Consider the following 12,110-nt stretch of genomic DNA (forward strand, 5'->3'; position numbering starts at 1 on the left):
CTTTGCAAAGGCTGCTACTTTGCAAAGCATGTCCGATCGAGGCACGCCGCGCCGCATCACCGTCGTGGGCGAAGAGATCCTGACCCGCCGCTGCCGCGAGGCCACCGAGTTCGGCACGCCGGAACTCACCCGGCTCATCGACGACATGTTCGCCACCAACCACATCGCTGAAGGCGCCGCCATCGCCGCGAACCAGGTCGGCGTCGACCTGCAGCTGTTCGTGTGGGACATGACCGACGAGTGGGGGACCCGCCACACCGGCCACATCCTCAACCCCGTGCTCGACGAGCTGCCCGCCGAGCAGCGCACGCTGCTCGAAGAACCGGAAGGCTGCCTGTCCGTGCCGGGCCCGTACCGCGTGGTGGCCCGTCCGGACCGCGCCGTCGTGCGCGGCCAGGACAAGGACGGCAATCCCATCGTCGTCGAGGGCCGGGGCTACTTCGCCCGCTGCCTGCAGCACGAGACCGACCACCTCCACGGCAGGCTCTACCTGGACCGGCTGACGCAGCGCGAACGCAAGTCCGCGCTGCGCGAGATGGCCGCCTCTCAGGACGAGGTCTTCGCCCGCCGCGCCGCCCGAAGCTCCTCCGCCGCCTCGTCCAGCTGACGCTCGGCGCGCTCGGCCCTGGTCAACGTCTGAGCGCGCGCGTCCTCCACGACCGCGAGCGTCTGCCGCACCGCCGCCACCTGCTCCGCGCTCTCCTGCCTGAGCTGCGCGAACCGCGTCTCGAACTCGCCGCGTGAGCGCTCCAGCTCGGCGCGGGCGTCCGCGGCGGCCTGCTCAGCGCGTTCCGCCCGCACCACCGCCAGGTCACGAGCCTTCGCGGCCCGGCTGACGGTCTCCGCCGCCTCCGCGCGCGCCTGCTCCACCTGTGCCGCCGCATCGCTGCGAGCCTGCTCGGCGGCCTGCTTCGAGGCAGCCGCCTCGGCCTCGGCACGCTCGACCACAGCCTGCGCCTCGGCCCGAGCACGTTCCATCTCGGTCTGGGCCTCGGCACGGGCTCGCGCGATCTCCGCCTGAGCCTCGGCGCGCGCCTGCTCGATCTCCTTGGCCGCCTGCCGCCGCGCCTGCTCGGCGTGCTTCACGGCATCGGCCTTGGCCTGCTCCGCCTCGGCCCGGATCTCCTCGATCAGCGCCGCCGCCTGCACCCTGGCCTCGGCGATCTCCGCCTCGGCCTTCGCGACGGCGTCACGTGCGGCCTGCCGAGCCTCGTCCCGCTCCGTCACCGCCGTGTCGACGGCGTCGTCGGCTTCCTCCGCCGCCCGCACCGCCTGCTCGGTGGTCTCCTCGGCGGCCTTGCGGGCGCGCTCGGCCTCGTGCCGGCGTTGCTCGGCGGAGGCCAGTTCCCACTGGGCCTCCGCGACCCGTCGCGCCGCCTCGGCTTCGGCGGCCTGCACCAGGCTCTCGGCGACGCTCGGGTCCGCCATCGCGTTCAGCTCGCCGACAGCCCTGCCGAGGGTCTGCGTCATCTGCTCCGACAGCACCCGAAACCGGTCGAGGAGCTCTTCAGCCCTGATCTTGGCGGTACCGGAGACCCTGGGGAGATTCGTCACGGTGACGACCTCCAGGTTTTGCTCGGGGGTTTCCGCCAGCCGCTGCCGCTCCCTCCACGCCCGCCAGCGCGTGTGCTCGGGCAGGTCGCAGTACTCCGAGGGCCTGCCGGGCCCGCCACCTCGGAAAACAGGTCGCTCGCAGCCGGGGAAGTTACAGCTCGTCTCCACGTAGATATCGTAGCAGAATTACGTGTGCAATAACGTTATCCAACGAAACGCTACTCAATTGGGCACCGAAATCCTGACCGCCGATAAGTGAACATTATCGGCGGTCAGAATCAGGAGGCTTGGAGTTCCGTTGGCGTGTGCAACCTCGTCCGCGGCGGGGAAGGCAGTGGGCGATCATGGGCCGTATGACGACCACATCCGACGACCGCCGCTATCCACTGAGCGAGCCGTACGAGTCAGGCATGCTGGAGGTCGGCGACGGTCATTCGCTGTACTGGGAGGTGTCGGGCAACCCCGACGGCAAACCGGCCGTCGCGCTGCACGGCGGACCCGGATCGGGAAGCTCGCCGAGGATGCGGGGCCTGTTCGACCCGGACCGCTACCGCGTGGTCCTGTTCGACCAGCGCAACGCCGGGCGCAGCACCCCGTCCGCGACCGAACCCGTCGTCGACCTGTCGGCGAACACCACCCAGCACCTCATCGCCGACATCGAGGCGTTGCGGGTCCACCTGGGCATCGAGCGCTGGCTGGTCGAGGGTGGCTCGTGGGGCGTCACACTCGCTCTCGCCTACGCGCAGGCACACCCGGAGCGGGTGACCGAACTGGTGCTCGCGGCCGTGACCGACGGCGACCGCCGCGACACCGAGTGGATCACCCGTGACATGGGCCGCGTCTTCCCGCGCGAGTGGGAACGGTTCCGCGACGTCGTGCCGTCCGCCGAACGCGACGGCGACCTGGCGGCCGCCTACAGCCGGCTGCTCCACGATCCCGACCCCGAGGTCCGCGCCAAGGCCGCACACGAGTGGTGCCTGTGGGAGGACACGCACATGTCGCTGGCGCCCGACGCCGAGCCGTTCCTGTCCGTCGCCGAGCCGGAGTTCCAGCTGGCCTTCGCCCGCCTGGTGACCCACTACTGGTCCCACGGCTGCTTCCTCGAAGAGAGGCAGCTGCTGCGGAACATCGAGCGGCTGCACGGGATTCCCGGGGTGTTGATCCACGGGCGTTATGACGTCAGCGGTCCACTCAGCACTGCCTGGGCACTGCATCGGGCCTGGCCCGGAAGTGAGCTCGTGGTCCTCGAAGACACCGGTCACGGCGGTGGCAGCTTGGCCTCGGCGATCATCGCCGCCACCGACCGTTTCGCCCAGGATCAGAGCGTCGGGTAGACCGTCCGCAGGGTGGCCAGCACGAGGGCCTGGGTGACGGTGACGATCTCGCTGACGGAGACCTGCTCCTGCGGACCGTGCGCGAGCCGAACGTCACCGGGCCCGTACTGCAGGGTGGGGATCCCGGCTCCCGCGTACAGGCGCAGGTCACTGCCGTACGGCGCGCCTTGCTCGGCGGGACGCGAAGTCCGGGTGACGTCGGCGTGCGCATCGCCGACCAGCGCCGCGAGCGGATGCCCTGCCGGTAACCGGCCGCTGGCGAACTGGCCGCCGGGCCACGTCACGACGGCGGGATGGGCTCGCAGCCACGGGTCCGACGCGCAGGCCTCGGCCACGCACGCCTCGAGTTCCGCACGGGCCTGAGCGGGCTCCTCCCCCAGCGCCACGCCCAGACGTCCCTCGGCCACCAGCAGATCGGGCACGCTGCTCGCCCAGTCACCGGCCTGCAGCGTGCCGACCGACAGCGGGTACGGAACGGGGTAGGCGGCCATGAGCGGATCGGCGCCGGCGTTGCGCCGGGTTTCCAGCCGGGCGAGCGCGGCGTGGATCGGCAGGTAGGCGTCGATGGCGCTGACGCCGGCGTACCGCGTGCTGCCGTGGGTGGCCTGGCCGGGGACCTCGATGCGGAACGTGAGGGCACCGCCGTTGGCGATCATGAGCGCGCCACTGGTCGGTTCGGTGATGATGCAGGCGTCACCGGTGTGGCCGCGCTGCAGGGTGCCGAACGCCCCGAGCCCGCCGTCCTCCTCGCTGACGACGAAGTGCACCGACACCTGGCCGCGCAGCGTCGCCCGAGTCGCGCGGATCGCGGCCAGCGCGGCGAGGATCGCCACCACCCCGGCCTTCATGTCGCACGCCCCGCGGCCGTGCACGACGTCTCCTTTCACCCGCGGGAGGAAGGGATCTCCCTTCCACTGGGCCAGGTCGCCGGGCGGGACGACGTCGACGTGTCCCTGCAGGATCAACGTCGGCCCGTCGCCCTGCGGACGGGTGTTGCCCACCAGCCCCCATGCCTCCGTGCGCGGTGCCTCGCCGCCGGGGAAGTCGTGATGCGCGCGCAGCTGGGGCAGGTCCATCGACCAGAGATCGACGTCCAGGTCCATCCGTTCCAGGTGCCCGGCCAGCACGTGCTGCAGTTCGGACTCCGCGGCGCTGCCCGTCACGCTCGGCACCGCGAGCAGGTCCAGCAGGAGCGGGCCGATCGCGGCCTCGTCCACCGCGGCCAGCGCCGCCGCCTCGACATCATTGATGGTCACCAGCCGGACAGTAGGTTCGCGTGAGAAGGCCAACAATCACGAGAACCAGCTTCTAACCCTGAGTTCTTTGCAAAGATCAGGGCGGGGCGACGAATATTTGCGCATGGACTCCATCGACGAAGCGATCATCCGGTGCGTGCTGCGCGACGCCCGTGCCACCTACGCCGAGATCGGCAAGGTGGCCGGGTTGTCACCGTCCGCCGCGAAGAGACGCCTCGACCGGCTGGTCGCCACCGGAGCGATCCGGGGCTTCAGCGCGCTGGTGGATCCGCAGGCGCTGGCGTGGCACACCGAGGCGTTCGTCGAGATCTACTGCAAGGGCAATCCCACCCCCGCCCAGCTGAGCAAGGCGCTCGAGGACATTCCCGAGGTCATCGAGGCGTGCACCGTGTCCGGCGCCGCCGACGCGATGCTCTACATGCTCGCCAGGGACATCCCGCATTTGGAACAGGCGATCCAGCGCGTGCGTTCGACCGCTCCCGTGGACCGGACCGAGAGCGCGATCGTGCTGTCCCGGCTGCTGACGAGGCCCCGCCTGTAGCTTTCAGCAGCTGTCCGGTGTGGTCGACGACCTCCTCGACGACGTAGTCACGGCCCCACCCGGCCGTGCGGTCGCCGAGCCAGATCAACGCCTCGGTCCCGTCACGGCGGCGCCGCAGCGCGCGAGCCGCCATCGGGCCGAAGTAGTTGGAGACAGACCGATGGTGCGGATCAGCGGGATGTCACGTTCGTCGTTGTCCGTCGCGAGCAGGCCAGAGTACGGGTCGAGCGCGGCGGCGACGAACTGTGCAGCGCGACGGCGTGGTCGTACAGGGACGCGCTCACGCGCGGACCACGGACTCGATTCTGTCGATCATGACGGCGAGGCCAGGTCGTCACAGCCACCGCGGGCAACCGACTTCAGGAGTCTCCCGGCGAGCGCCGCGACGAGACCGCGCAGCTCGTCCGGCCTCTCGACGACGAACGGCAGGTCCAGCGAGGCGAGCACACCGGGCAGCCAGTCGAGCCGTTCCACCCGCAGTTCGACCCGCGACCAGCCGTCGCTGAGGGGCTCCACCACGGCGACGCTCGCGGGCAGCCGGGTGCGGATCTGCGCGACGGTCCCCTGGATCCGCAGTGTCACCTCGTGCCGGTGCGGAGCGGTGGCGAGCCCGGTCAGGACCCGCTGCGCCGGATCGAGATCACCGGGCGGGTCGAACGAGCCGGGCAGCGTCCTGGCCGTGGCGATGCGGTCGAGCCGGAACGTCCGGTCCTCACCGATCGCGGGATCGGCGCCGGTCACGTACCACCGGCCGGAGTGGGCGACGAGCCCGTACGGGTGCAGCGTGCGTTCGCTGTGCTGGCCGTCAGCGGCGGTGTACCGGATCGCGACTGGCCGGTGGTGGGTCACCGCGTCGGCGAGCGCGAGCAGGACCGAAGCCTCCGGGGTGGCCGGCGAACCGGGCGGGCTGGTGAAGGCGAGCGAGCCGAGCACGGCGTCGAGCCTGCCGCCGAGCCGGGCGGGCAGCACGCGGCGGACCTTCGCCGCCGCCGTCTCACTCGCGGTGCCCGTCATCGGACCCGTGACCAGGCCGATCAGCACCGCCAGCGCCTCGTCGTCGCTGAGCATCAACGGCGGCATGCGGTAACCGGGAGCGAGCCGGTAGCCGCCGTACCGTCCGCGCACCGACTCGACCGGTATGTCCAGGTCGAGCAGGTGGCCGACGTACCGGCGCACGGTGCGTTCGTCGACTTCGAGCCGTGAGGCGAGTTCCGCCACCGTCCGAACGCCTCCGGATTGGAGGAGCTCCAACAAGGAGAGCACGCGTGCGATCGGCCGGGGCATGGCCGAAATTCTCTCTCACATACCGGGCGGTTTCTGTCCGGTATCGCTTTTAGCGTGCGGCCATGGACTTCGCATCTATCCGTGTCATCACCGCCGACGTCGCCCGCCTCGCCGGTTTCTACGAACGAGCGACGGGCGTGCGGGCGACCTGGGCCAGCGAGGACTTCGCCGAGATCACGACCCCGACGGCGACCCTCGCGATCGGCAGCGTCCGCACCGTGGCGTTGTTCGCCGCCGGCTCGGCCGAGCCGAGTGCCAACCGCAGCGTCATCATCGAGTTCGAGGTCGACGACGTGGAGGGCGTGCACGCGGAACTGGCCGGCGTCGAGGTCGTCCAGGAACCCACCACGATGCCGTGGGGCAACCGGTCGTTGCTGGTCCGCGACCCCGACGGCAACCTGGTCAACTTCTTCAGGAGGGCCAGGCCCGCAGCACCGAGTCCAGCGCGTCCAGCGCTCTGAGCCACGACGCCTCGACCCCGCGCGGGTGGCTGTGGAACGCCCCGGAGCGTTCCAGCGAGACGAACCCGTGCAACGTGCTGTGCAGCAGCCGGGCGGCATCGGTCAGCTCCGGCTCCCACAGCTCATAGCCCCGCAGGACCGCGCGGGTCATCTCGGCGTGCTTCAAAGCGCTGTCGGCGGCCGCGTCCGGGTCGAGCGCGATCTGCATCGCCGCGTAACGGCCGGGATGCTCGCGGGCGTACCGGCGGTAGGCGGAGGCGAACGCGACCAGGGCGTCCTTGCCCGCACGGCCCGCGATCGACTCCGCCACCCGGTCCGCGAGTTCCGCGAGCGCGAGGACGGCCAAGCGGACGCGCAGATCCTGGGCGTTGCGGATGTGCGAGTAGAGCGAGGCGTCCTTCACCCCGAAGTGCCGGGCCAGCGCGGACACCGTCACGTTCTCGAAGCCGACCTCGTCCGCCAGGTCCGCCGCCGCCTGCGTGAGGCGGTCGGCCGTGAGCCCCGCTCGTGCCATCCGTCACCCTTCCTAGGGTCCTTAATGATTTGCCTAGGACCTCTAGGTAAGCCTAGCGTCCGTGGTCATGAAGCCGCTGACCGAACACGAGATACGCGCGTCCTTCGTCAATTCCACCAAGGGCGAGGCGAAGCGCATGCACGTACCCAAGGATCTGGGCGAGCGGCCGTGGGACGACCTCGACTTCCTCGGCTGGACCGACCCGGCCGCGCCCGACCGCTCCTACCTCGTGGCCGAACTGGACGACAGGCTCGCCGGCATCGCGCTGCGGCGGGCGGCGCAGTCCGGGCGGGTGCGCAAGACCATGTGTTCGTGGTGCCTGACCACGCATTCCGGTGACGGGGTGTCGCTGATGAGCGCGCGCAAGGCGGGCAAGTCCGGGCAACTGGGCAACACGGTCGGCGTCTACGTCTGCGCCGACCTGGCGTGCTCGCTGTACCTGCGAGGGCGCAAGGACGCCGGGTTCGGTGGCCGGATGCACGAGTCGATCAGCCTGGAGGCCAAGATCGAGCGGACGATCGCGAACGTCGCCGCGTTCTTCGCCAGGGTCAGCTCGTCATGAGCGTGCGGGTGATGTCCTCCGCCGCGGTGCGCAGCGGTCGGGCCAGCCGCTGAACGGACAGGTTCGCGGTGCGCCCGGTGACGCCGAGGACGCCGACGAGGGTGCCCGCCCCGTCGCGCAGGCCGACCGCCGTGCAACTGAAGCCGAGCCTGTTCTGCTCGTGCTCGGGGAGCGACCATGACAACACCAGGGTCACAGGGCAGACCTACCAGCAGCAGGTCCGGCAGAACAGCGCGACCTTCCACCGCAACGCCGCCTACCAGGACCAGTTGCGTCGCCGCCGTCCGGCCGGCGTGGTGAGGCGGCTTCTCGGCGTCGTCTTCTCGCTGCTGTTCGCGCTGGTCGCCGTCGGGATCTTCCTGGCGATCGTCAGCAGCCAGACCTTCTGACACCGGCAGGTCTCAGAGCTCGAGCACCAACTCCGCGGAGCACGCGCGGGCACAGGGCCACGGGTCGCCGCACTCGGTGCAGCCGGTCGTCGCGGGCAGGTGCGTGTCGAGCACCTGGACCGCCCTGGTCCGATAGCGCTCCAGGTCGGTCTCCCAGTTGTGGCGGGAGCCCGCGGTCGCACTCGTCATTGTCATCAGTCCTCGGGTTGAGCTGGTGCACACAGCATGCACCTGTGACGGCGCTCACGGGCGGCAATTACGCGAAACCCGACCTTCGGCGGGTCGGGACGATCGAGCGATGTGCCGCCCGGAATCGCCGGACGGCACATCGCTCGTCACGCTGCGGGCCCGCCGAGCTGCCCGAGGTCGGCGCGCAGGTGACCGAGCGCGCTGCGGTAGAGCTGCGGACCGACGGACACGCGCGCGACCCCGGCCGCACGAAGCGCCTCCAGCGACCCGCCCTGCAACGGCAGCCCGGCGTTCACCGGGGCACCGACCTCGGTGACGACCGCGCGGAGGTCCTCAGGCCCGGCGGCTGGCACGAACACGCAGTCCGCACCGGCCGCCCAGTACGCCCGTGCCCTGCCGAGGGCGTCGGTCAGCCTCTTGTCCCCGGTGAACGGCGAGGCGGGGAAGAAGGAGTCGATCCGCGCGTTGATCACCAACGGCACCCCGATCCGGTTCGCGGCGGCGCGCATCTCCCCGATGTAGGCCGCACGCACGTCGGGGTCCACCAGGCCGCCGTTCGCGTGGTCGGTGTCCTCGATGTTGCAGCCGACGGCACCGATCCCGGTCAGCAGCTCGACCAACTCGCCGGGAGCGAGTCCGTACCCGGCTTCGGCGTCGACCGTCACCGGAACGTCGACCGACGCCGCGATGCGCGCGGCGACGAACATCATCTCCTCTCTCGGTGCTCCCTCGCCGTCGTCGTACCCCAGCCCCGCGGCGATCGCGTTGCTCGCCGTCGCGATCACGGGGAAGCCCGCGTCGGCGACGGTGCGGGCGCTACCGACGTCCCAGGCGTTCGGCAGCACGAGCGGGTCGCCCGGGACGTGCAGCGAGCGCAGGAGCTCGGCCTTGGCGGCCAGATCGGACATGACGTTCTCCTGTTCCTCGGTCGTCACCACGGATCCGGTAAACCCTGTCCGGTGGTGACCAGGCTGCGCAGGCTGCCGTTGACGTAGTGCAGCCAGGCCGTGGAGCACGCGCCGAAGCACTCGACGTCCGGCACCAGACCGACGTGGGTGAACCTCAGCTCGGCACCACCGCCGACGGGGACGATGTCGAACACGATCTCGCTGCCGGTCCACTCGGCCGGGTCCGAGACGAAGGACAGCAGGCTGTCCGTGACCTGCCAGACCACGCGGCGGCCCGGCGTCAGCTCGGTCACGCGCTGACGGCTGTAGTGCTGCGGGGGATGCCGATAGGTGAACTCGGCGCCCACCTCGTCGGTCCGGCCCTCGACCTCGCCCGTCCACCAGGCACGGACGTCCAGGACGGCCGCGTAGACCTCGTCCGGCGACTGCTCGACCGTGTACGAAGTGGAGTAGCCGCGCTCGGTGCGCGGCACCTGCGTCGTCATGACTGATCCGATCCTGTCTCTCGATCCGCTGTGCCGCGCTGGATGCGCTCGGCGATCCGCTTGATCCGCTGCAGCCGGGCGTCCCAGGTGGTGCCGACCGCGGTCAGCTGGGCGACCGCGCGGGCGAGTTGCGCCTCGTCCACCTCGTAGCGGCGCTCACGTCCGGCCGGCGTCGAATGCACCAGTCCGACGCGGTCGAGCACGCCGAGGTGCTTGGCGACCGCCTGCCGGGTGACCGGGAGCCGTTCGCTCAGCGTGGTCGCGGTGCCGCCCCCGTCGCTCAGCAGCAGGTCGAGCATCCGGCGGCGGGTCGGGTCGCCCACCGCGGACCAGAGGTCGTCGTCGATCGCCGTGCTCACGGCCGCGCGACCAGGCTGTCGGCCCGCGCGACGAGACGCGGGAGGAAGTGGTCCCAGCCCCGGACGTGATCGGCGTAGGCCTGCTCCAGCACGGCGGCCTCCCAGCCGCGCTCGCGGAACCCGGTCTCCTTGAAGCGCAGCAGCGTGCCGTCGCCGGAGGGCACGATGTCGATCGTGACGAGCAGCGAGTTGCCCGGCGCCGGCGACGCGCCCCGGTCGTAGATCCAGCGGAACGCGAACCGGCGGGGCGGGTCGGCCTCGACGACCGTGAGGTGTTCGACCTTCGCGTCCGGCGAGGCCGGGTCGCCGAAGGTGATCGTGCCGGTGCCACCGGGCACGGGGTCGAGCTCGGCGTCGTCGGGCCACCACTCGCGCAGGTGCTCGGGAGAGCTGACCACCTCGTAGACCACCTCGGGGCTGGCGTCGATGCGCAGCTCGCGTTCGATGCTTCCGTGTTCCACGCGGTCCTCCTCACTTGAAGTGCAACCATCGGTTGCATCTCAAGCTAACTGGATCGCCCGGTCTGCGCAACCTTTGGTTGCGCAGACGTCACTTCGCCGCGGGTTGGGTCCTGGCCAACTGCAGCAGCGGTGCCCACTGGTGAGCCGTGAGCGGCAGTTCGACGGAGGGAGCCTTGCTGTCGCGGATGCCGACGCCGCGCCCCACCTCGACGCAGTTGCCGTCGCTAGCGCTGTAGCTGCTCTTCTGCCACCTGGTCATGCTCGAACTCCTCACCGATGATGTCGGTGATCAGCTTCCTCGTTTGGACCTCGTCCAACGCCGTCCGATCGAGTGACTTCAGGACGGTGTCGTAGCGGGCGACGGAAGCTTGATCCTCGATGAAGACGTTAGCTCCTTCGCTCTCGACGTAGACGAGCTCGGGGATCTTCTTGAACCTCAACCGGTCGAAGTCGCCTGCAAGCCCGGCGTGTGGCCCGAAAGTGGTGGGCATCAAGCGAATCGTCAGATGCGGACGCACTGAAAGGCGCAGCAGGTGGTGCAGCTGCTCCGCCATCACCCCCGTGTCGCCGACCGGCAGCCGCAGAGCCTGCTCGTGCATGAGATCTTGACTGTCCGGTTTCCGTCGAGCACGGCTGTCTGGCGAACGACCCGGTTCTCGACCACCACTCGCGCGGCCTTTTCGTCCAACGGCTTGGCGAGCGCCAGGTGCCAGGTGTAGTCAGGCACCTGGACCAGGCCGTGCACGACGTTCATCGACCAGCCGGTGATCTCCGAAGCGATTTTCTCGTGCTCTCGCAACGTTCTCACTCGGTCCGGCATGCCGGAACCCGCCGGCTGCAACCAGTCTCTGATGTGGGCGTCGTGGTGCAGCGCCATGAGGTGGTCGAACTCGTCGGGCGGCGTGCGCAACAGCCCCAGCAACTTGGCCAGGTCGACGTCGCTCACGCCTTCCTTGCCGTTGACCAGTTCCGAGACTTTGGCTTCCTGCCAGCCCAGCAATTCGGCGGCGGCCCGGTTGGTGAGGTCGGCCGCCCGCAGCAACGCCCGTATCGCGTCGCCGAACTCGCGGCCGCGCACCGTTGATCTCCGCAAAGGCATGCAGGGACGGTAGAGGCGGCGTTCCGTTTGGCTCCACCCATTCGCCGCAGGTCAACCTGAAAGCATTCCCTTTGGATGAGTTCCAAACTCCCGGCCTAGGCCGGCGCGACCGCGCGGCGGACGCTGTCTCGCAGGAAGTCCCGGCGGCGGTCGTGGGTCTCGGCGGGTTCGTCGGCCGTGGCCGCGTAGACGTTGCTGACCGGCGACCACGCCATCGACATCGCGATGACCATGGCCATCAGGTCGAACGGATCGCCGTCCCGGATCAGGCCGGCCTGCTGCGCCTCGGTGATCGCCTTGAGCTTGTTCTGGTCCAGGCGATCGGTGTCGGCGACCAGGTGGCCGGTGGGGCGCCGTTCCAGGCGCGCCCAGGTCGCGAGCCGGATGAGTTCGGGGCGCTCGAGGTACTCGTCGTAGAGGCGCACGGCCCAGTCCGCCAGGTCTGCGGCGTCGATGGGCACGACGTTGACGATCCGCTCCAGCGAGCCGAAGAAGATCGCGTCGAACAGCCCGTCCTTGTTGCCGAAGTAGGCGTAGAGCTGGGCCTTGTTGGTGCGTGCCGTGGCGACGACCCGTTCGATGCGGGCTCCGGCGATGCCGTGCTCGGCGAACTCGCGGGTGGCCACGTCGATGATGCGTTGCCGCGTGGCCGCGCCACGGGCGGTCAGCTGCTGGTCGGACATGGCTGCACTGTACCGACAGAACAGTCGGTTT

Annotated in this window: 17 protein-coding genes and 1 pseudogene; 5 read left to right on the top strand and 13 right to left on the bottom strand. The window is 70.1% G+C overall.

Annotated features, from left to right (window positions below; genetic code table 11):
• The first annotated feature begins 28 nt into the window (after positions 1 to 28).
• Complete coding sequence (def, locus tag AB0M48_RS20785; RefSeq protein WP_363844280.1) at positions 29 to 607, top strand: peptide deformylase; 579 nt, start codon at positions 29 to 31, stop codon at positions 605 to 607.
• Here def and AB0M48_RS20790 read toward each other — a convergent pair.
• On the bottom strand, positions 547 to 1,722 hold the full coding sequence (locus AB0M48_RS20790) for a hypothetical protein (protein WP_363844283.1): 1,176 nt from the start codon (positions 1,720 to 1,722) through the stop codon (positions 547 to 549). The genes def and AB0M48_RS20790 overlap by 61 nt on opposite strands.
• Positions 1,723 to 1,907: 185 nt before the next feature.
• Between AB0M48_RS20790 and pip the strand changes: the two genes are divergently transcribed.
• Positions 1,908 to 2,888, top strand: coding sequence for a prolyl aminopeptidase (pip, locus tag AB0M48_RS20795; RefSeq protein ID WP_363844286.1), 981 nt, complete (start codon positions 1,908 to 1,910; stop codon positions 2,886 to 2,888).
• Here the strand turns inward: pip and AB0M48_RS20800 are convergent.
• Complete coding sequence (locus tag AB0M48_RS20800) at positions 2,873 to 4,144, bottom strand: ArgE/DapE family deacylase (protein ID WP_363844289.1); 1,272 nt, start codon at positions 4,142 to 4,144, stop codon at positions 2,873 to 2,875. The genes pip and AB0M48_RS20800 overlap by 16 nt on opposite strands.
• A 103-nt stretch (positions 4,145 to 4,247) precedes the next feature.
• On the opposite strand from AB0M48_RS20800, the gene AB0M48_RS20805 reads away from it, so the two are divergent.
• Positions 4,248 to 4,685 carry an Lrp/AsnC family transcriptional regulator gene (locus tag AB0M48_RS20805; protein ID WP_363844292.1) on the top strand — a complete coding sequence of 146 codons (438 nt, stop codon included), beginning with the start codon at positions 4,248 to 4,250 and terminating at the stop codon, positions 4,683 to 4,685.
• A 312-nt stretch (positions 4,686 to 4,997) separates the two neighbouring features.
• On the opposite strand, the gene AB0M48_RS20810 is transcribed toward AB0M48_RS20805, so the two are convergent.
• The gene (locus tag AB0M48_RS20810) at positions 4,998 to 5,969 is read right to left on the bottom strand and encodes a YafY family protein (protein ID WP_363844295.1); all 972 of its coding nucleotides are present in this window, start codon (positions 5,967 to 5,969) and stop codon (positions 4,998 to 5,000) included.
• Between the two features lie 62 nt (positions 5,970 to 6,031).
• Here AB0M48_RS20810 and AB0M48_RS20815 point away from each other — a divergent pair, with 62 nt between their 5' ends.
• On the top strand, positions 6,032 to 6,430 hold the full coding sequence (locus AB0M48_RS20815; protein ID WP_363844298.1) for a VOC family protein: 399 nt from the start codon (positions 6,032 to 6,034) through the stop codon (positions 6,428 to 6,430).
• Here the strand turns inward: AB0M48_RS20815 and AB0M48_RS20820 are convergent.
• Positions 6,381 to 6,944, bottom strand: coding sequence for a WHG domain-containing protein (locus AB0M48_RS20820; protein ID WP_363844301.1), 564 nt, complete (start codon positions 6,942 to 6,944; stop codon positions 6,381 to 6,383). The two genes, AB0M48_RS20815 and AB0M48_RS20820, sit on opposite strands and share 50 nt — an antisense overlap.
• A gap of 67 nt (positions 6,945 to 7,011) precedes the next feature.
• On the opposite strand from AB0M48_RS20820, the gene AB0M48_RS20825 reads away from it, so the two are divergent.
• Positions 7,012 to 7,506 (top strand): FBP domain-containing protein, encoded by a 495-nt coding sequence (locus AB0M48_RS20825; RefSeq protein WP_363844304.1) that lies wholly within the window; start codon positions 7,012 to 7,014, stop codon positions 7,504 to 7,506.
• On the opposite strand, the gene AB0M48_RS20830 is transcribed toward AB0M48_RS20825, so the two are convergent.
• The 9 genes and pseudogenes from AB0M48_RS20830 to AB0M48_RS20870 all read right to left on the bottom strand — a co-directional run bounded on the left by AB0M48_RS20830 (position 7,493) and on the right by AB0M48_RS20870 (position 12,079).
• The gene (locus tag AB0M48_RS20830; RefSeq protein ID WP_363844307.1) at positions 7,493 to 7,702 is read right to left on the bottom strand and encodes a hypothetical protein; all 210 of its coding nucleotides are present in this window, start codon (positions 7,700 to 7,702) and stop codon (positions 7,493 to 7,495) included. The two genes, AB0M48_RS20825 and AB0M48_RS20830, sit on opposite strands and share 14 nt — an antisense overlap.
• A 205-nt stretch (positions 7,703 to 7,907) precedes the next feature.
• The gene (locus AB0M48_RS20835) at positions 7,908 to 8,084 is read right to left on the bottom strand and encodes a hypothetical protein (RefSeq protein ID WP_170176235.1); all 177 of its coding nucleotides are present in this window, start codon (positions 8,082 to 8,084) and stop codon (positions 7,908 to 7,910) included.
• 146 nt (positions 8,085 to 8,230) lie between these two features.
• Positions 8,231 to 8,992 carry an isocitrate lyase/phosphoenolpyruvate mutase family protein gene (locus AB0M48_RS20840; RefSeq protein WP_363845160.1) on the bottom strand — a complete coding sequence of 254 codons (762 nt, stop codon included), beginning with the start codon at positions 8,990 to 8,992 and terminating at the stop codon, positions 8,231 to 8,233.
• 23 nt (positions 8,993 to 9,015) lie between these two features.
• The gene (locus AB0M48_RS20845; protein WP_363844311.1) at positions 9,016 to 9,477 is read right to left on the bottom strand and encodes an SRPBCC domain-containing protein; all 462 of its coding nucleotides are present in this window, start codon (positions 9,475 to 9,477) and stop codon (positions 9,016 to 9,018) included.
• A complete protein-coding gene (locus tag AB0M48_RS20850; protein ID WP_319989108.1) occupies positions 9,474 to 9,836 on the bottom strand; it encodes a metalloregulator ArsR/SmtB family transcription factor in 363 nt (120 codons plus the stop codon). Before AB0M48_RS20850 ends, AB0M48_RS20845 begins: the two co-directional genes overlap by 4 nt.
• A complete protein-coding gene (locus AB0M48_RS20855) occupies positions 9,833 to 10,297 on the bottom strand; it encodes an SRPBCC domain-containing protein (protein WP_363844315.1) in 465 nt (154 codons plus the stop codon). Before AB0M48_RS20855 ends, AB0M48_RS20850 begins: the two co-directional genes overlap by 4 nt.
• Before the next feature lie 88 nt (positions 10,298 to 10,385).
• Positions 10,386 to 10,556 (bottom strand): DUF397 domain-containing protein, encoded by a 171-nt coding sequence (locus tag AB0M48_RS20860; RefSeq protein ID WP_363844318.1) that lies wholly within the window; start codon positions 10,554 to 10,556, stop codon positions 10,386 to 10,388.
• Positions 10,522 to 11,396: pseudogene (locus AB0M48_RS20865) on the bottom strand (helix-turn-helix transcriptional regulator). The gene AB0M48_RS20860 and the pseudogene AB0M48_RS20865 overlap by 35 nt, the downstream one beginning before the upstream one ends.
• Positions 11,397 to 11,491: 95 nt before the next feature.
• Positions 11,492 to 12,079, bottom strand: coding sequence for a TetR family transcriptional regulator (locus AB0M48_RS20870; RefSeq protein ID WP_363844321.1), 588 nt, complete (start codon positions 12,077 to 12,079; stop codon positions 11,492 to 11,494).
• Between the last annotated feature and the right edge of the window lie 31 nt (positions 12,080 to 12,110).

Source organism: Lentzea sp. NPDC051208, from assembly GCF_040682435.1.
Taxonomy (GTDB): Bacteria; Actinomycetota; Actinomycetes; order Mycobacteriales; family Pseudonocardiaceae; genus Lentzea; species Lentzea kristufekii.

Coding starts and splice junctions, on each gene's coding strand:
- def (WP_363844280.1), top strand. CDS start 29: ATGTCCGATCGAGGCACGCCGCGCCGCATCACCGTCGTGGGCGAAGAG.
- pip (WP_363844286.1), top strand. CDS start 1,908: ATGACGACCACATCCGACGACCGCCGCTATCCACTGAGCGAGCCGTAC.
- AB0M48_RS20805 (WP_363844292.1), top strand. CDS start 4,248: ATGGACTCCATCGACGAAGCGATCATCCGGTGCGTGCTGCGCGACGCC.
- AB0M48_RS20810 (WP_363844295.1), bottom strand. CDS start 5,969: ATGCCCCGGCCGATCGCACGCGTGCTCTCCTTGTTGGAGCTCCTCCAA.
- AB0M48_RS20815 (WP_363844298.1), top strand. CDS start 6,032: ATGGACTTCGCATCTATCCGTGTCATCACCGCCGACGTCGCCCGCCTC.
- AB0M48_RS20820 (WP_363844301.1), bottom strand. CDS start 6,944: ATGGCACGAGCGGGGCTCACGGCCGACCGCCTCACGCAGGCGGCGGCG.
- AB0M48_RS20825 (WP_363844304.1), top strand. CDS start 7,012: ATGAAGCCGCTGACCGAACACGAGATACGCGCGTCCTTCGTCAATTCC.
- AB0M48_RS20835 (WP_170176235.1), bottom strand. CDS start 8,084: ATGACGAGTGCGACCGCGGGCTCCCGCCACAACTGGGAGACCGACCTG.
- AB0M48_RS20840 (WP_363845160.1), bottom strand. CDS start 8,992: ATGTCCGATCTGGCCGCCAAGGCCGAGCTCCTGCGCTCGCTGCACGTC.
- AB0M48_RS20845 (WP_363844311.1), bottom strand. CDS start 9,477: ATGACGACGCAGGTGCCGCGCACCGAGCGCGGCTACTCCACTTCGTAC.
- AB0M48_RS20860 (WP_363844318.1), bottom strand. CDS start 10,556: ATGACCAGGTGGCAGAAGAGCAGCTACAGCGCTAGCGACGGCAACTGC.
- AB0M48_RS20870 (WP_363844321.1), bottom strand. CDS start 12,079: ATGTCCGACCAGCAGCTGACCGCCCGTGGCGCGGCCACGCGGCAACGC.